The sequence below is a fragment of the Candidatus Pelagibacter sp. RS39 genome, from assembly GCF_002101315.1.
GTDB lineage: Bacteria > Pseudomonadota > Alphaproteobacteria > Pelagibacterales > Pelagibacteraceae > Pelagibacter.
Window position 1 is genome coordinate 393,680 of record NZ_CP020777.1, and the last position, 18,520, is coordinate 412,199.

Here is an 18,520-nt window from a genome sequence, read left to right on the forward strand (position 1 = left end):
ATCATGGTTCCTATAAAAGAAGCACTTACCTTTGATGATGTAACACTAGTTCCTAAGTACTCTGAGATTTTACCTTCAGAAGTTGATACCAGCATAAAACTTACAAATTATCTAAAACTGAATATTCCTTTATTATCCTCAGCTATGGATACTGTTACCGAAAGCAAAATGGCAATCGCGATTGCAAAAGCTGGAGGAATCGGAATTATTCATAGAAATTTAGATGTAAAAAAACAAATTCTTGAAATTAGAAAAGTAAAAAAACAAAAACTTTTAGTAGGTGCTGCTGTTGGAGCAGGACCTAGTGAGTTTAAAAGAGCAGAGGCAATACTTAAAGAAAAAATTAATATGATTGTGGTTGATACTGCTCATGGACATACGAAAAAGGTCTCTGAAATAATAAAGTTTATCAAAAAAACAAAAGATAAAAAAACTGCTCTTTGTGCTGGAAATATTGCTACACCAGCTGCAGCAAAATTTTTGTTAAAGCTTGGTGTTGATGTCATTAAAGTTGGAATAGGACCCGGATCAATATGTACTACAAGATTAGTTGCAGGTATTGGTGTCCCACAACTTAGTGCAATACTAGAAGTTAGAAATGGAATAAAAAATAAGAATGTGAAAATCATTTCTGATGGTGGGATAAAATATTCAGGCGATTTAGCAAAAGCATTCGCTGCTGGAGCAGATGCAGTTATGATCGGTTCTTTATTTGCAGGGACAGATGAAGCACCAGGAAAATTAATTAGGAGAAATGGTAAATTATTTAAAAATTTTAGAGGCATGGGTTCAGTTGGTGCTATGAATAAAGGATCTGCTGATCGATACTTTCAATCAAAACAAAAAGATACATCTAAATATGTACCTGAGGGAGTAGAAGGATTTGCCAAATATAAAGGTAAAGTTGATAGTATTATATTTAAGTTAATTGGTGGATTAAGATCATCAATGGGATACTTAGGATCAAAACAAATTAAATATTTAAGAGACAAACCACAATTTGTTAAAATAACAAAAGCAGGTTTTTATGAGAGTATGGTTCATAATGTTGATATAGTTAAAAGCGACAATAAATATTAATGAAAAAAATCCTAAAAATAACAGTTCTTTTTTATCTTTTAATCAATATTTTAAATGTTTCCTCAAGTAATGAAAATTTTTTTAATAAAGGTCTAGAACTTTACAAAAAAGAAAAGTTTGAAGATGCTCGATTTATGTTTGAGAGAAGCATTGTATTTAACCCAAAACATTCTAATTCGTATTTATATTTAGCTAAAATTTATAATCAGGAAAAAAATCAAAAAAAAGAAGAAAAAAATTTAGAGGCAACTCTATTAATCGAACCAGATAATGAGGAGGCAATATTAATGTTAATGAAAATAGCATTAGAAAAATCAAATTATTCTAGAGTAAAGAACTTATCAGAAGACTTTGTTAAAGTTTGCAAAAATTTGTGTAATGAAAATAAAAGTATTTTAGAGTCTTTAGCAAACTTAGAACCAAAAAATGAGTCTTGATCAAAATCTAAATAAAATTTTAATTGTTGATTTTGGTTCACAATTTACACAATTAATAGCTAGAAGGATTAGAGAATTAGGAATATTTTCTGAGATTATAAGTCATAAAAAAATTAAGAACAAAGATATCAATTATACAGTCAAAGGTATTATTTTATCTGGTGGTCCACTTAATGTTTATCAAATCAACAAATATTCATTTGATAAAAAAATAATTCAAAAGGGAGTTCCAGTTTTAGGTATTTGTTTTGGGCATCAAATAATATCTAAATTGAATGGTGGGAAAGTAAAACAGTCAAAACATAGAGAGTTTGGTTTAGCTAATATCTCAAAAAAAAATAATAGTCTCTTAATCAAAAATTTATTTAATAAAAAAAAATCAATAAAAGTTTGGATGAGTCATGCAGATCAAGTTTCCAAATTGCCAAAAAATTTTAAGATTATTGCTTCTAGTCAAAATTCTAAATTTGCAGTAGTTGAAAATAGATTAAAGAATTATTATGGAGTTCAATTTCATCCAGAGGTAACGCATACAGAAAATGGAAAAAAACTAATAAGTAATTTTATATTTTTGATATGCAAAATGAGAAAAAATTGGTCTTCTAAAGATCAAAAAATAAAATTGATAAAAGATGTAAGAAAAATGGTAGGAGATAATAAAGTCATTTGCGCTTTATCAGGTGGAGTAGATAGCAGTGTAGTTGCACAATTATTAAATAAAGCAATTGGTAAAAATTTACATTGTATTTTTGTTAATACGGGTCTCTTAAGAAAAAATGAAGAAAAACAAGTTGTTGCAACATTTAAAAAAAGATTAAAGATTAATCTTACTTACGTGAATGCTGAAAGGGAGTTTATAAGAAAATTAACAAACATCTCCGATCCTGAAAAGAAAAGAAAGATAATAGGAAATTTATTTATTAAGATATTCGAACGGTATGCCAAAAAAATTAAAAATGTAAAATTTTTAGCTCAAGGAACACTTTATCCTGACTTAATAGAAAGTAGATCAGTTACTGGCAGTCAAACTTCTAAAATAAAATCTCACCATAATGTTGGAGGCCTACCCAAAAAAATGAAACTAAAACTAGTCGAACCATTAAAATTTTTATTCAAGGACGAGGTTAGAAAACTGGGATTAGAGCTTAATCTTAGTAAAGAAATTATTTCTCGTCATCCTTTCCCAGGACCAGGTCTAGCAATAAGAATGCCTGGAATAATAACAAAAGAAAAAATTAATATTTTGAAAGAAGCTGATCATTATTTTATTCAAGCTTTAAGAGATCACAATTTATACCATAAAATTTGGCAAGCTTATGCTGCATTACTTCCAGTTAAAACAGTAGGAGTAATGGGCGATAACAGAACTTACGAATATTTATGTTTACTTAGAGCGATCACCTCTGAAGATGGTATGACTGCAGATTTTTACGAATTTAAAAAATCATTTATACAGGAAATTTCAAATAAAATAGTGAATAGTATTAGAGGGATTAATAGAGTAGTTTACGATATAACTTCGAAACCGCCGAGCACAATCGAATTAGAGTAAATGAACAAAAAGATAAAAAAAATTCTTAATAAAAAGAATAAATCTAAAATTATTTGTCTTACAGCATATTCAAAAAATGTTGCCTCAATTCTTGATAAACATTGTGATTTAGTACTGGTTGGGGACTCTCTCGGATCAGTTTTGTATAACTTCAAGTCCACTAGGCAAGTGACTTTGCAGACCATGATTAACCACTCTAAAAGTGTCAGGCTTGGTATTAAGAAATCACTAATGGTTGTTGATATGCCCTATAATACATATCGAAATCCAAGTGAGGCTTTGAAGAATTCAAAACTGGTTATGAAAGAAACCAAATGTGATGCAGTTAAGTTAGAAGGAGGAAAAAAGATAATTCCTATAGTTAAAAGATTGATTAAAAATAAAATACCAGTCATGGGCCATGTCGGAATATTACCTCAGACAGATAAAAAATTTACTTTTAAAGGGAAAAAATTAAAGGAAAGTGAGAGATTGCTAAAAGATACTAAACTTTTAGAAAATGCTGGAGTTTTTTCGATTGTATTAGAATGTGTAGAAACAAAATTGTCTAAGAAAATATCCAATCATATAAAAATTCCAACAATAGGTATTGGTTCTTCAGTTAATTGTGATGGTCAAGTTTTAGTGATTGATGATTTAATAGGATTAAGTCAAAGTAAATTAAAATTTGTTAAAAGATTTGTTGATATAACAAAGCTGATTGAAACTGGTGTGAAAAAATTTAAATCTGAAGTATTAAAAAAACAATTTCCTAAAGCTAAACATTCTTTTTCCAAATGAAACTGAATAAGATAGAGCCAAAATTTATAAATAAAAATAATCCAAGAATAGGTTTAATAACTTTAGCTAGCGATTTTAGAATTGAAAAAGATTTTAATGATGTAATTTATGGAAAAAACATAGATTTATATTCGAATAGAATAAATTGTTACAATCCTCTGACTAACGAAACTTTGAAAAAGATGGCAGATGACATTCCAGAAGTGACCAAAAATATTTTGCCAGATCAAAAATTAGATTGTGTTGCTTATGGATGTACATCAGGAACTATTGCTGCAGGCTATCAATCAATCTATGAAAAAGTAAATTTAGCAAAACCCAATACAAAAGTAACAACACCTATTACTTCTGCAATTAACGCTCTTAAATCACTTAAGATAAATAAGGTTTCAATATTTACTCCATATACTGATGAGATTAATCAATCAGTTATTAATTATTTCAATAATGAAAAAATAGAAATTTCTGAACTATCATATTTTGATATTGCTTCTGATTTGGATATAGGAAAAGTTGATCCACAACATTTATTTGATGTTTTAATTAAACAAGATTTGTCAAATAGCGATGCGTTGTTTGTGTCTTGCACTGCACTCCCTGTATTATCGATTATCGATGAAATAGAAAAAAAATTAGGCAAGGTAATTTTATCAAGTAATCAAACTTTAATTTGGGATACACTTAAACAAGTGAACAATCAAAATAAGGTTGATGGTTATGGGATATTATTTAACAGTTAGTTTATGAATTTTTCAATTGAAGAATATAAATCTAGATTAAAAAAAGTTCAAAGTTCAATGCAAGACAAAGGAATTGAGATTTTGATTTCACAAGATCCATCAAATATGAATTATCTTACAGGTTATGATGCGTGGTCTTTCTATTATGCTCAATGCGTGATTGTTCATGCAAATGCTGAAGAACCAATTTGCTTTGTAAGAGATCAAGATGCTGGTGGTGCTTATATTAAAACTTATTTGAAAGATGAAAGTATAATTAAGTACCATGAGAAATATATTCATACCTGGCCGCTACATCCTTACGATGCCTTAGTTGATTTATTTAAGGAAAAAAAATGGGATAAATTATCCATAGGCGTTGAAATGGATAGCCATTATTTTACTGCTTATTGTTATGAAAAAATAAAAAAAGGGTTACCCAATGCAAAATTGTTAGACAGTGAACGATTAGTGAATTGGGTTAGGCTTGTTAAGTCAGATGCTGAAATAGAATATATGAAAGCAGCAGCAAAAATTACCCAATTAGGTATGAAAAAAGCTTTTGAAGTAATAAATCCAGGTGTAAGGCAATGTGATGCTGTTTCAGAAATATGGTCGTCACTTGTAAAAGGTACCTCAGAATTCGGCGGGGATTATGCCTCAATAGTGCCAATGCTACCGACTGGAAAAGGAACTTCTGCATCCCATTTAACTTGGACTGAAGATAAATTTGTTGAAGGTGAAGCAACTATTATAGAATTATCTGGTGTTAATAAAAAGTATCATTGTCCAATGGCCAGAACAGTTTTACTTGGAGATCCTGATCAAAAAAAGATTGATACAATGAAAAAAACTAACGAGGCACTTCAAGCTGGTATTGATCAAGTTAAAGCAGGAAATACTGCTGATGATGTTGCACAAGCATTTTGGAAAATATTAGATAAATACAAAATAGAAAAAACCTCAAGGACTGGTTATTCAATTGGGATAGGTTATCCACCTGATTGGGGCGAACATACTTTAAATATCTCAAAAGGTGATATGACATTGTTACAACCCAATGTTACTTTTCATATGATTGCAGTAATGCAATTTGGAAATTGGGGAGTTGAAGCGTCAGAAGCTATTAGAGTAACTGATAAAGGATCAGAATTATTTTGTAATTTCTCAAGAGAACTTCACGTTAAAAGCTAATTATTAAAGGTTGATATTTATTCCTACAAATGTTTTAAAGTTGCTTAAATTATGGCTTCAAAAAAAGATTTCGTTAAATTTGATAAAGTCGATAAAAGCTATGACGGTAAAGTTTTAGTCGTCAAAGACCTTCAGTTAGACATAGCTGAGGGAGAGTTTATTACAATGTTAGGGCCCTCTGGTTCTGGTAAAACAACTTGCTTGATGATGTTAGCAGGTTTTGAAACACCAACTAACGGTGAAATTTATTTAGATGGTAAAGCTATATCCAGTATACCTCCACACAAAAGAGGAATCGGAATGGTTTTTCAAAATTATGCTTTGTTCCCACATATGACTGTTTATGAAAATTTAGCTTTTCCATTAAGAGTAAGAAAAATTCCAAAGGACGAAGCTGATAAAAAAATTGATAAGGCATTATCAATGGTATCCCTTCAAGGTTTTGCTGCAAGGATGCCGGGTCAATTGTCTGGTGGACAACAACAAAGAGTAGCGGTTGCAAGATCATTAGTGTTTGATCCACAATTAGTTTTAATGGATGAACCTTTAGGTGCTTTAGATAAAAATTTAAGAGAAAGTATGCAATATGAGATTAAACATATTCATGAAAGTATTGGTGTGACAGTTGTTTATGTTACACATGATCAAAGTGAAGCTTTAACGATGTCCAATCGTATTGCAGTGTTTAATGATGGTAAAGTTCAACAACTTTCAAGTCCAGATGAATTATACGAAAAACCTGTAAATTCATTTGTCGCTGAGTTTATTGGAGAGAATAATACTTTTGGCGGTGAAGTTTCAGATATTTCTGGAGGAAAGTGCAAAGTAAAATTAGCAAACGCAGAAATACTAGCCAATCCGATCTCAGTCAAAGGTAAAGGAGAGCGGACTACTGTTTCTTTAAGACCAGAACGAGCTTTGATTAATCCAAGTACAAAAATGGATAATCTTCATAAAGGAAAAATAGAGGAAGTAATTTATCATGGGGACCATACTAGGGTAAGAATAAATCTTTTAGGCAACCCAGAGTTTATTTTAAAAGTTCCAAATAGTTCATCCAACCTAGATATCAAACTTGGCAACGAGATTAATATCGGATGGAACAGTGATGACGCTCGGGCACTTGACCCAAAATAAACAATCCACAATTATTGTATAATCACACAAAAAGGGCTGTTGACTCTCTTCTCTGAAGTTGTTTTAATTAGTTTTTTAAACGTTTAAACGGAGGAAAAATGAAAAAACTAAGTAAAATATTACTAGCTATTTCTTTTGTACTTTCACTAACTACTTCAGCATTTGCAACAACAGTAACTGCAGTGTCTTGGGGTGGGGCTTATACTGAGTCTCAAAAGTTAGGTTATGGTGATCCTACTGCTAAAAAACTAGGCATTAATATTGCTTGGGTTGATTATTCAGGTGGTTTATCAGAAATCAAAGCACAAAAAGAAGCTGGAAAGATCACGTGGGATATAATGGACGTGTTTGCAATGGATACTATCAATGGATGTGATGAAGGATTATTTGTTGAATTTGATTTTGACAAAGATTTCCCGCCAGCTCCAGATGGAACTCCAGCAAGTAAAGATTTCTTTACTGCAATGCCAAGTAAATGTGCTGTAGGAAATATTTTATATTCTTGGAACTACGCTTATAACACTGAAAACGTTAAAGGTACTCCAAAGACTATCAAAGATTTCTTTAACACAAAGAAATTCCCTGGAAAAAGAGCTATCTACAAAAGCGCTCTAACTAATTTAGAGATCGCTTTAGCTGCAGATGGTATCAAACCAGGTAAAGGCGGAGCAAAAATCTACAAAGCTTTAGAAACAGAAAAAGGTGTTGAAAGAGCAATGAACAAGATCAAAAAATTATGTACAGATCCAAAAGGTGGATGTGTATTTTGGTCTGCAGGTGCTCAACCACCAGAACTGTTAGTATCAGGTGAAGTAGTAATGGCTACTGGTTGGAATGGTAGATTCTTCAATGCAGAAATTGGAGAAGGTGCACCAATCAAACAAGTTTGGGATGGCCAAGGTCTTGACTATGAATATTTCGTACAAGTTAAAGGCGGACCAAACGATGCTAATGGTATGGCTAAAAAAGCTTTAGCTATGATGACTAGCACAGAGATGTTAGCAGGAAGTGCTAAATACATCGCATATGCGCCTTGGAGAAAATCTTCAATCGCAATTATGGAAAAAGGTGAGCCGTGGTATAAAGATGGTAAGACTAACATGGTACCACAAATGCCAACTGCACCAGCTAACACTAAAAACTACTTCCTAGTAGATCCAATTTTCTGGGCTGATAATGGAACAGAGCTTGGTGAAAAATGGGAAGCTATGAAAGCTGGTCTATAATTTAAGTTTTATTAAACTTAATTATATATTATAATTTAAGGGCGGTTATTTATAACCGCCCTTTTTTATTTATGAGCTCAGAAACAAAACAAATTTTAACTACAGATGGAATACCTTTAGAGGTAAGTCTTAAAAAAGCAGAAAGAAAAAATAAGATTAAAGCTTTCTTGCTTGTTGCTCCTTTATTATTTTTTTTAATTATTACTTATGTTTTTCCAATAGGTGACATGTTGTTCAGAAGTGTTGATGATAAAATGGTAACTCAAATGCTTCCAAAAACTTTTAAAGCAATGGAAAATTGGGATGGTCAAGAATTACCTGAAGAAGAAGTTTTTGCGGCTTTTCATGAAGATTTCATAAAATTAGTTGAGGAAAAACGTGAGGGTAAATTATCAACTCAACTTAATTATACTAAAAATGGTTTCAAAAGTATTATCAAAAAATTAAGAAGAAAATCAAAATCATTTGAAGAGGGAAATTACAAAGAACAAATAATGTCAGTACATAAAAGGTGGGCTGATGTCGAGTACTGGAGAGCAATTAAAAGAAGAGCTCCTGAGGTTACTAATCAAAAATATCTAAAAGCAATGGATATGTTCACTAACGAAGAGGGAAAAATTGTAAGTGTTAGTGAGGATAGAAGAATTCATAGAGTGTTGTGGTTAAGAACTCTTGAGATTGCATTCTTTGTAACAGTCTTTTGTTTCTTGATGGCTTATCCTATTGCTCATTTGTTAGCTACTTTACCAATGAAGTATAGTAACTTATTAATGATCTGTGTGTTGCTACCGTTTTGGACCTCACTACTTGTAAGAACTGCCAGTTGGATGATTTTGTTACAACAACAAGGGGTGGTGAATGATTTCTTTGTTTGGACTGGATTAGTAGCAGACGATAACAGGCCTGAAATGATGTATAACAAAACAGGAAGTTATGTGGCAATGACTCAAATCTTGCTACCATTTATGGTACTACCGCTGTACAGTGTAATGAAAACTATTTCACCAAGTTTGATGAGAGCTGGAAAATCATTAGGCGGAACACCATTTGTAGCATTTTGGAAAGTTTATTTCCCACTGACTATCCCTGGAATAGGTGCAGGTTGCTTACTAGTATTCATTTTAGCAATTGGTTATTACATTACACCAGCTCTAGTTGGTGGTGCATCTGGAACTTTAATTAGTAACCAGATTGCCTTTCACATGAAAAGCACCCTAGACTGGAGTTTTGCATCTGCAATGGGATTAATGTTGTTAAGTGGAGTATTGGTGATTTATTGGCTTTATAACAAAATAGTAGGAATAGATAATATCAAATTAGGATAATTAAAATGGCTTTACCAAAATATACAGAACCACATTATAGAATTTGGCATTATATCTATTTAACAATTTGTGGTGCAGTTTTCTTTTTTCTTATTGCCCCTTTATTTGTAATTTTTCCATTATCATTTAATGCAGAAGAATTTTTAAGTTTCTCTGATGGGATGAAAAGCTTAGATCCTGATGCTTTTTCTTTAAGATGGTATAAAGACATGATCTATGGGACTAAAAATCCTTGGGGATTAGCTGCTAAGAATAGTTTTATTATCGCAATTTTTGCAACAATAGGTTCAGTATTACTTGGAACAGTTGCCGCTTTAGGTTTGAGCAGCAGACATATGCCTTACAAGGGTTTAATAATGGCTGTTTTAATTTCTCCAATGATTGTTCCTTTAATCATTTCTGGAGTTGCAATATTTTTCTTTATGGCAAAAGCTGGTTTAGCGGCTACACACACAGGTATTGTTCTTGCTCATATAATTTTAGGAACACCATTTGTTGTTATTACAGTTACTGCTACGCTTTCAGGATTTGACCATAGTGTAACAAGAGCCGCCGCGAGTTTGGGTAGTGATCCAGTAAATACTTTTATGAAAATTACATTACCATTAATTTTACCTGGTGTTATTTCAGGTGGATTATTTGCGTTTGTGACTTCATTTGATGAAGTTGTTGTTGTTTTATTTTTAGCCGGATTAGAAAATACAACTATTCCTATTCAAATGTGGACAGGTTTAAGAGAACAATTGAGTCCAACAATTCTAGCTGTTGCGACTTGTTTAATAATACTATCGACACTAATATTAGTAACCGCTGAGCTTTTAAGAAGACGATCAGAAAGGCTTAGAGGAATTAATCGATAGTAAAATAATCAAATGAAAATTAAGAATGTAGTAGTTATTGGATCAGGTACAATGGGCAGTGGTATAGCCGCTCATCTCTGCAATGCTAATATCCCTGTCACGCTTTTAGATCTAAAAACTGAAATAAGTCAAAATGCTAGAGAACGAATTCATAAATCAAGACCACCTTTATTAATCGATAAAACAAAAATTGATAATATTAAAGTTGGAAATATATCCGATGATTTTGATGTAGTTAAAGATGCTGACTGGATTGTTGAGGCAGTGGTTGAGAGAATTGATATAAAGCATCAAATTTATGATAAAATTTTTGATAGTAGGAAAGATGGAGCAATAGTTTCATCAAACACTTCCTCAATCCCAATTAAAGTTTTATCTCAAAATTTAAATAAGGATCAAAAAAAAGATTTTTGCATCACTCATTTTTTTAATCCTGTTAGATACATGGGTCTTCTAGAAATAGTAAAGAATGAGGACAATGATTTAAATAAGATAAATCAATTAAAAGAATTTTGTGAAGTTGAATTAGGTAAAGGAGCAATTGTTTGTAATGATACCCCAGGTTTTCTGGGAAATAGGGTAGGTGTGTACGCGATGCAAATCGCAATGACCGAAGCATTTAAAATGAAACTTTCTGTAGAGGAAGCAGATGCAATCTTTGGAAGGCCTATGGGTATACCTAAAACAGGAGTTTTTGGATTATATGATTTGATTGGAATAGATTTAATGGCAGATGTGTTAAAAAGTTTTATTAAAGAACTTCCTGAGTCTGATGAGTTCCATGAAGTTGCTAAAGAAATTCCATTAGTAAAAAAATTGATTGAAACTGGATATACAGGCAGAAAAGGCAAAGGTGGTTTCTACAGAATGAAAAAGACCGACAGTGGAAAAATTATGGAAGCTATTAATCTTGAAACTGGAGAGTATTCAACAAGTCAAAAAATAGATATTAAGTCCGATAAAGTAGATTTAAAAGCTCTAATTAATAGAAAAGATAAGTATGGAGACTATGCTTGGTCAGTGCTATCCAAGATAATAAAATATGCATCATCACTAGTTCCTGGGATTACCAAAGAATTTAATGACATAGATGAAGCTATGAGACTTGGATTTAACTGGGCGAAAGGACCTTTTGAGATGTTAGAAGAAATTGGTGTCAAAAATTTCTTTGATAAAGTTGATGAATATAAAGGTAATAAATTTTTAGAAAATTTATCTAATTCTAAAGATGAAAATTTTTATGGCGAAAGGCAAAAGTACACATCGATTGAAACTTTAGGTAAGATTAAGAAAACTGCCTCAAGTGTTGATGGCAACAGTTCAGCTTCAATTTATAGATTTAATGATTTTAATATTGTTGAGTTTACGACTAAAGCTAATGCACTTGACTATGACTCAATGGATGCACTTAAGAAAGCAACTGATAAACCTTTGATAATAATTAATGAAAGTATGCAATTTTCTGCTGGTGTTAACCTGACTTATACAATGGAATTTGCAAATAAAAATGATTTTAAATCGATAGAAAAATTTATTAAATATTTTCAAGAAACTTGCAAACATCTTAAGTACTCTAAATACCCAGTTATATCTGCTCCATCAGGTTTAACCTTGGGTGGAGGTTTTGAAGTTTTAGTTCAAAGTAATTTTGTAGCCTCACACACAAATATTGTAATCGGATTAGTAGAGACTATTGTTGGATTAATTCCAGCGGGTGGTGGATGTAAAGAAATGCTGGCTAGATGGTTAAATACTAAAGAGGCTAAGAAAGATCCAAAATATGCACCTTTGAAAGTATTTGATATAATTGGCTATGGTAGAACAGCCACGTCTCCAGTTGAGGCAGAACCTTTGAAATACTTACTCCCTGAAAATAAAAGAATTATGAATAGAAATAGTTTGCTTGAAGTATCGAAAGAAATTTTAAATGAAAACAAGGACTTTAAATCGCCAAACGAGCTTACATTTAATTTACCCGGCAAAGCAGTTATCGATGATATGAACAAAATTTTAGAAAAACTTTATAATGATAAAGTTATATTGGATCATGGTTTGACTGTAGCAAAAGAATTAGCTCATGTATTAAGTGGTGGTGATACTACCAAAGATAAAACTCTTACAGAGGATGATTTGTTTAAATTGGAACTCGATGCTTTTATGAGATTAATCGAAACTAAACAAACTCAAGATAGAATTAAACATACTCTTGCTACTGGAAAACCTTTAGTTAATTAAATAATCTAAGAGTATTTATAAAGTCAGGCCTTAAAACATATTCAGATTTATTTAAGTATTTAATTTTTTCTAGAGCTTCTAAGCCAAATATTACTTTGCCAATGGGTGTGTATTCACCCTCATATAAAGGTTCATCCTGAAGAATTATAAAAAATTGACTGTCTTCGGTATCATATTCTAAAGATCGAGCTAATCCCACGCTCCCCTTAGTATAGTTAAAATCTTTATCAACTTCAGATTTGATTGTACCTAAACCAGATTTTCCAGTTCCAATTTTTCCATAATCAATGTTTCCTTTCTTTCCAAATTCTAAATCTCCGGCTTGTACGAGTTTATCTTTAATGACTCTATGAAATGCCACATCATCATAGGCATTCGATTTGACTAACGTTTTAAATCTTTCTACTCCATTAGGAGATATGTCTGGATATAATTCTATAATTACATTTCCACACTCAACGTTTAGAATTGCTATGTTATTTGGATTTTCAAAATTAATTTTATTTGGGTTATAATTCTTAACAAATAAACATTTATCTTTTAGTAAAAAAAAAGAAGTAATTGAAAATAAACCTAAAATTACAACAAATATAAATATTATTTTTTCAGATTTTGATGCCTTTATCTTTTCAATCATAAAATAAAATTTTCATCAATTTTTAGGAGCCCTTTTTTGATGAATTCTATCTTTTTTTTAAGAATAGGATCAATCTTTTCAGGTAAATTTCCATACATTAAATGAGAAAATACTTCAGCCATATCTTCAGATGCTGTTGATCGCGAGTATTCAGTAATAAACCCCTCTGGTTTAGAATATGTATCTAAACCAATTTTTTTTGTGCAGGTTGAGCATTCTGCGTAATCAAACTCTTTAGGATTAAAACTGGACCAAATTTTTTCATTAAATATATCTTTGTAACTATCATTTATTATGTGGAACACTTCGTGATGTAATACTCTTTCAAAATATTTGTCATTAAATTTTATATCTACAATCAAAGTTTTCATTACATTGTCAGGTATTCCTGCAGTGTTGATACCTGAGATTGATAAGTCCTCACACATAACAATGTATTTTAAATTTATTTTTTTTAAAAAGTTTTGAGAATATTTATTAAGATTTTTTTCAATAATCTTATATTTCTTATCTAGGTTTTGTTTTGAGGATTTAAAGCAGTTGATATTATTATCGATACCTATTGTAAATGCCTGTTTAGCATTCAGATATCTTAATTTATTTTCAGTTTTAATATTATAGATCTCCAAATTTGGAATCTTTATTAATTCATAAATCGTATCCGCTTTTGCGGGAGAAATTAAAAATAAACACAATAAAACGAACTTAAATAATTTCATAATTAGTATTATTGAAGATATTCCAATTTGTTAGAATGTGATAGAGTTTTTGTGATGAAAAAAAAAAGAAGCAAAGAACCCATTCAACCAGTAAGCGGCACAAAGGTTCCAAGATTTGCGGGTCCATCAACTTTTGCAAGATTACCAGAATTAAGAGATGTTGAGTACTGTGATGTTGCAATAGTTGGAATACCATTCGATGCAGGCACAAGTTATAGACCTGGGGCAAGATTTGGTCCACAAAGTATTAGGCAAGCTTCGAGACATTTAAGAACAAATTATCATCCAAGTTATGATGTTGAGCCCTTTAAAGTTCAACAGGTTGCTGATGCAGGAGATATTACTTGCAATCCATTCAATATAGATGAGGCAATTAAGCAAATCGAGGAAGGAGCTTTGGATCTACTTAAAAAAACTGGAGGTATAATTAGTTTAGGAGGAGATCATACGATTGCTTTTCCTTTACTAAAAGCAGTAAATAAAATTAACAATGGTCCAGTGGCTCTAGTTCATTTCGATGCACATTTGGATACTTGGGACACTTATTTTGGTGCACCTTACACACATGGGACTCCTTTTAGAAGAGCCCGAGAGGAAAATTTATTTATGGATGATGTTTCAATGCATGTTGGTATTAGAGGTCCCCTATATAGTCGGGAGGATCTAAAAAATGATGAAAGCTTTGGATTTAAGATAATTCATTGTGATGAGTTTCAAACTGAAGGCACTGATAAAATTGCTGAAAGAATAAAAAAAAGAGTAGGAGATAATCCATTGTACCTATCAATTGATATTGATGTTCTAGATCCTGCTTTTGCACCTGGTACTGGTACACCTGAAATAGCTGGAATGACAACTAGAGAAATGGTTAATGTAATTAGAGGCTTGTCTGGTATGAATTTAATCTCTGCAGATGTAGTTGAGGTATCACCTGCGTATGATCATGCTGAGGTTACATCACTCGCGGCTGCTACTATAGTTTATGAGTTAACAAATTTATTTGCAAAAAAATAAAGAAAGGTTAGGAATCTCTGATGGAAAATAAAAAAAATTTTTATATCAATGGCAAATGGGTAACACCAAAAAGTAAAGAAGAAATCAAAGTAATTGATCCTGCAACTGAAGAAAATTGCGCTGTTATAACATTGGGCAACAAAGATGATGTTAACGACGCTGTGAATGCTGCAAAAAAAGCTTACAGCTCTTGGGCATTTTCATCAAAAGATGAGAGAATAAGATTATTAGAAAAGCTTTACGAAAATTATAAAAAAAGATGGGCTGACATTGCAAGTGCAATTACAACTGAAATGGGAGCACCAAAAGATTTTGCAACCAAACTCCAAGCTGGTACAGGTGCGGCTCATTTAAAATCATTTATAAGATATTTAAAAAATTTTGAATTTGAAAAACCATTAGGAGAACATGCACCTAATCAAAGATTAATTTACGAACCTAAAGGTGTATGTGCGTTAATCACACCATGGAATTGGCCAATGAACCAGGTTTGTTTAAAAGTTATGCCTGCAATAGCATCTGGTTGCACCATGGTTTTAAAACCATCAGAATTAGCTCCATTATCATCAATGATTTTAGCTGAGTTGATTGATGAAACAAAATTTCCTCCAGGCGTATTTAATTTAGTAAACGGTGATGGAGCAACGACAGGTGATTCTTTAACAAGTCACCCTGACATAAATATGATTTCATTTACCGGATCGACTAGAGCAGGAGCACTAATTTCACAAAATGCTGCTAAAGATTTTAAAAGAGTTAGTTTAGAATTAGGTGGTAAGGGAGCAAACATTATCTTTAAAGATGCTGACCCAGAAGCTATTGAAAGAGGAGCGCTCAGATGTTTTAGAAATTCAGGTCAATCATGTAATGCACCTACAAGAATGCTAGTAGAAAAATCAATGTATAATGATGCTGTTGAAAGATTGAAAAAGTATACAGAAAAATTTGAGGTTGGTGATCCAAAAAAAGAGGGAGAACATATAGGTCCGGTTATTTCTGAAACTCAGTACAACAAAATACAAACTTTAATTAAGAAAGGTATTGATGAAGGAGCTAAACTAGTAGCAGGTGGTCCAGGTAAACCAGAGGGATTAGAAAAGGGTTATTTTGTAAAACCTACAGTATTTGCAGATGTTAATAACAATATGGAAATAGCTAGAACAGAAATATTTGGACCAGTCTTATCAGTAATGCCTTTTGAAACAGAGGAAGAAGCTATTGAGATTGCAAATGATACTCCTTATGGATTAACAAATTATATTCAAACTACAGATAAAGAAAAAGTAAAAAGAGTTGCTAGAAAACTTAGATCAGGAATGGTGGATGTCAATGGAGCTGGTATTGCAGTTGATGCACCGTTCGGTGGTTTCAAACATTCTGGTATTGGTAGAGAAGCCGGGGAACATGGTCTTGAGGAGTTTCTAGAGGTGAAATCTGTTGGTGGATGGAGCTAATTTAAAGTAGAATTTTTCTTAATCCCCTCAAGAAATTTTAAACATTTTTTAAGCTCATTGAGTTCGATGAACTCATCAACTTTGTGAGCTTGTTCAATAGAACCTGGGCCACAAACAACTGTGCTAATACCAATTTCTTGAAATAATCCTGCTTCAGTTCCAAAAGATACAACTTCTCTGGAATTATCACCGGTTAAACTTGAAACTAATTCACATGCTTCTGAATTATCTACACGATCAAAACCCGTAACTTCACCTATTATTTCTTTTGTTATCTTTGAATTAGGAAAAACTTTCTTCATCTCTGGTAATAAAACCTCATTGGCATATTTATCTATTTGTTGATTTAGAAAAATACCATCTTCTTTAACAACTGGTCTTGTCTCCCACTCAACACGACATTTGTCAGCTATTACATTATGAGCAATACCACCAAATATACCTCCAACTTGTAATGTTGAAAAAGGAGGATCAAATATTGAGTCTTTGGGAGCTCTTTTTTTTAATTCTTCTCTTAGCTCTACTAATTTATTTGCATATTTTGATGCAAATTCAACAGCACTCACACCTTTGTGTGGCATCGAGCTGTGTCCAGCTAATCCTTCAAAATAAGTAGTATATTCGTAACATCCTTTGTGTGCATCTATGATTTTCATTTTTGTTGGTTCTCCCACAATACAAATTCCATCTTGAATTTTTCTTTTTTTAAGTTCTTTTATTAATATTGGTGCACCCAAGCATGCAGTCTCCTCATCAAAAGTGAAAGAAAAATGAATATCTCTATTAAGATCAACTTTAGAAAAAATTGGAGCAAACGCTAATGTACATGCAATAAATCCTTTCATATCACAGGAACCTCTTCCATAGAGTTTGTCTTCTTTAATTGTTGCTTTAAAAGGATCAGTACTCCAACTTTTCGAAACAGGGACAGTGTCAGTATGACCAGATAAAATTATTGGTTTAACACCATTTGATTTTTTTGCTTTGATTGTTGCAAAAAGGTTTACTCTTTTTTTCTCATCATCATAAGTTTTAAATGAGGTAGCACCTAAATCACTGAGATATTTTTCACAATAATTAATTAAATCATTGTTATCTTCTCCTGAAATAGTTTTAAATCCAATTAAATCGGATAAAATTTTGATAGAATTCTCGTATAATTTTTCTAAATTTACTTCTGTACTCATTACTAATAATTAATATAAATATCACATTTATGAAAGAACAAATTACTTACGACATATTTGAAAAAATAGACATTAGACTTGGAACAGTACTTTCGGTCAAAAAAAATGAAAAAGCTAGAAAACCATCTTTAGTTGTTGAAGTGGATTTTGGAAACGAGATAGGTGTTAAAACATCATCGGCACAAATTACTCATTTTTATAATGAGGAAAATTTAGTTGGTAAACAAGTGATTGGTGTTTGTAATTTTCCAGAAAAAAATATTGCAGGTGTAAAATCTCAATTTTTACTCTTAGGTTCAATAGACTCTGAGGGAAAAGTTACATTGGTACATCCCTCACAAAAAGCAGAAAATGGTTTACCTATAGCATAAATATGCATCCAGAATTTTTATCGATGGCACTTTTTTGGATTGTAGCCGCCTATACACCTGGACCTAATAACGTAGTTGCTTCTTATTCTGGTTTTAATTTTGGAATAAAAAAAACAATCCCACACATTTTTGGAGTTACTTTTGGATTTACTGCAGTTGTATTTGCTTTAACAATCGGATTAGTTAATGTTTTTAAATTATTTCCAATTATACAAACTATTTTAAAATATTTAGGAAGTTTATTCTTAATATATTTAGCCTATAAGATAAGTTTTTCAAAAGCATCTAACGAAAAAAAAAATGAGAATCCAATTTCTTTTTTAGATACTTTCATTTTCCAATTTTTAAATCCGAAAGGAGTTTTGATAGGAATTATTATTGTTTCAACATATGTTGAATACGGAGAAAATTATCTTAATTATGCGACTCAAGTTGTTTTATTTGCCTTTGTAGTTTCTTTATCAAGCATCACCTTTTGGACTTTTGTTGGCAAATATCTAAGGAAATTTGCGACAAATGAGAAATATATTAAATACTTTAATTATGTTATGTCAGTGCTTCTTCTTTTGAGCATAATTACATTTTATATATAA

18 protein-coding genes are annotated in these 18,520 nt (G+C 31.6%); 15 read left to right on the forward strand and 3 right to left on the reverse strand.

What is annotated here, in order from left to right; all coding sequences use genetic code 11:
- Positions 1–3: 3 nt before the first annotated feature.
- The 11 genes from guaB to B5L73_RS02165 all read left to right on the forward strand — a co-directional run bounded on the left by guaB (position 4) and on the right by B5L73_RS02165 (position 12,545).
- Positions 4–1,080: an IMP dehydrogenase gene (gene guaB, locus B5L73_RS02115; RefSeq protein WP_085147336.1), complete on the forward strand. Its 1,077-nt coding sequence runs from the start codon at positions 4–6 to the stop codon at positions 1,078–1,080.
- Positions 1,080–1,517, forward strand: coding sequence for a tetratricopeptide repeat protein (locus B5L73_RS02120; protein ID WP_085147338.1), 438 nt, complete (start codon positions 1,080–1,082; stop codon positions 1,515–1,517). The genes guaB and B5L73_RS02120 overlap by 1 nt, the downstream gene beginning before the upstream one ends.
- Complete coding sequence (gene guaA, locus B5L73_RS02125) at positions 1,507–3,069, forward strand: glutamine-hydrolyzing GMP synthase (RefSeq protein WP_085147340.1); 1,563 nt, start codon at positions 1,507–1,509, stop codon at positions 3,067–3,069. Before B5L73_RS02120 ends, guaA begins: the two co-directional genes overlap by 11 nt.
- Positions 3,070–3,849: a 3-methyl-2-oxobutanoate hydroxymethyltransferase gene (panB, locus tag B5L73_RS02130; RefSeq protein WP_085147342.1), complete on the forward strand. Its 780-nt coding sequence runs from the start codon at positions 3,070–3,072 to the stop codon at positions 3,847–3,849.
- A complete protein-coding gene (locus tag B5L73_RS02135; protein ID WP_085147344.1) occupies positions 3,846–4,589 on the forward strand; it encodes a maleate cis-trans isomerase family protein in 744 nt (247 codons plus the stop codon). The genes panB and B5L73_RS02135 overlap by 4 nt, the downstream gene beginning before the upstream one ends.
- A 3-nt stretch (positions 4,590–4,592) precedes the next feature.
- Positions 4,593–5,762 carry a M24 family metallopeptidase gene (locus B5L73_RS02140; RefSeq protein WP_085147346.1) on the forward strand — a complete coding sequence of 390 codons (1,170 nt, stop codon included), beginning with the start codon at positions 4,593–4,595 and terminating at the stop codon, positions 5,760–5,762.
- A gap of 51 nt (positions 5,763–5,813) precedes the next feature.
- Positions 5,814–6,899: an ABC transporter ATP-binding protein gene (locus B5L73_RS02145; RefSeq protein WP_085147349.1), complete on the forward strand. Its 1,086-nt coding sequence runs from the start codon at positions 5,814–5,816 to the stop codon at positions 6,897–6,899.
- A gap of 98 nt (positions 6,900–6,997) precedes the next feature.
- Positions 6,998–8,125, forward strand: a complete 1,128-nt coding sequence (locus B5L73_RS02150; RefSeq protein ID WP_085147351.1) for an extracellular solute-binding protein — start codon at positions 6,998–7,000, stop codon at positions 8,123–8,125.
- Positions 8,126–8,196: 71 nt separating this feature from the next.
- On the forward strand, positions 8,197–9,450 hold the full coding sequence (locus B5L73_RS02155) for an ABC transporter permease (protein ID WP_085147353.1): 1,254 nt from the start codon (positions 8,197–8,199) through the stop codon (positions 9,448–9,450).
- Positions 9,451–9,455: 5 nt separating this feature from the next.
- A complete protein-coding gene (locus B5L73_RS02160; protein ID WP_085147355.1) occupies positions 9,456–10,310 on the forward strand; it encodes an ABC transporter permease in 855 nt (284 codons plus the stop codon).
- 12 nt (positions 10,311–10,322) lie between these two features.
- Positions 10,323–12,545, forward strand: a complete 2,223-nt coding sequence (locus tag B5L73_RS02165; protein ID WP_085147356.1) for a 3-hydroxyacyl-CoA dehydrogenase/enoyl-CoA hydratase family protein — start codon at positions 10,323–10,325, stop codon at positions 12,543–12,545.
- Here B5L73_RS02165 and B5L73_RS02170 read toward each other — a convergent pair.
- Both B5L73_RS02170 and B5L73_RS02175 read right to left on the reverse strand, forming a co-directional pair.
- Positions 12,538–13,182, reverse strand: coding sequence for a peptidylprolyl isomerase (locus tag B5L73_RS02170; RefSeq protein ID WP_085147359.1), 645 nt, complete (start codon positions 13,180–13,182; stop codon positions 12,538–12,540). The two genes, B5L73_RS02165 and B5L73_RS02170, sit on opposite strands and share 8 nt — an antisense overlap.
- Complete coding sequence (locus tag B5L73_RS02175) at positions 13,179–13,901, reverse strand: putative zinc-binding metallopeptidase (protein WP_085147361.1); 723 nt, start codon at positions 13,899–13,901, stop codon at positions 13,179–13,181. The genes B5L73_RS02170 and B5L73_RS02175 overlap by 4 nt, the downstream gene beginning before the upstream one ends.
- Before the next feature lie 54 nt (positions 13,902–13,955).
- On the opposite strand from B5L73_RS02175, the gene speB reads away from it, so the two are divergent.
- Both speB and B5L73_RS02185 read left to right on the forward strand, forming a co-directional pair.
- Positions 13,956–14,915 (forward strand): agmatinase, encoded by a 960-nt coding sequence (gene speB / locus B5L73_RS02180; RefSeq protein ID WP_085147363.1) that lies wholly within the window; start codon positions 13,956–13,958, stop codon positions 14,913–14,915.
- Positions 14,916–14,935: 20 nt separating this feature from the next.
- Positions 14,936–16,369 carry an aldehyde dehydrogenase family protein gene (locus B5L73_RS02185; protein WP_085147365.1) on the forward strand — a complete coding sequence of 478 codons (1,434 nt, stop codon included), beginning with the start codon at positions 14,936–14,938 and terminating at the stop codon, positions 16,367–16,369.
- Here the strand turns inward: B5L73_RS02185 and argE are convergent.
- On the reverse strand, positions 16,366–17,556 hold the full coding sequence (argE, locus tag B5L73_RS02190) for an acetylornithine deacetylase (protein WP_085147367.1): 1,191 nt from the start codon (positions 17,554–17,556) through the stop codon (positions 16,366–16,368). The genes B5L73_RS02185 and argE overlap by 4 nt on opposite strands.
- A 29-nt stretch (positions 17,557–17,585) precedes the next feature.
- Between argE and B5L73_RS02195 the strand changes: the two genes are divergently transcribed.
- Positions 17,586–17,927: a tRNA-binding protein gene (locus B5L73_RS02195; RefSeq protein ID WP_085147368.1), complete on the forward strand. Its 342-nt coding sequence runs from the start codon at positions 17,586–17,588 to the stop codon at positions 17,925–17,927.
- Positions 17,928–17,929: 2 nt separating this feature from the next.
- Complete coding sequence (locus tag B5L73_RS02200) at positions 17,930–18,520, forward strand: LysE family translocator (protein ID WP_085147370.1); 591 nt, start codon at positions 17,930–17,932, stop codon at positions 18,518–18,520.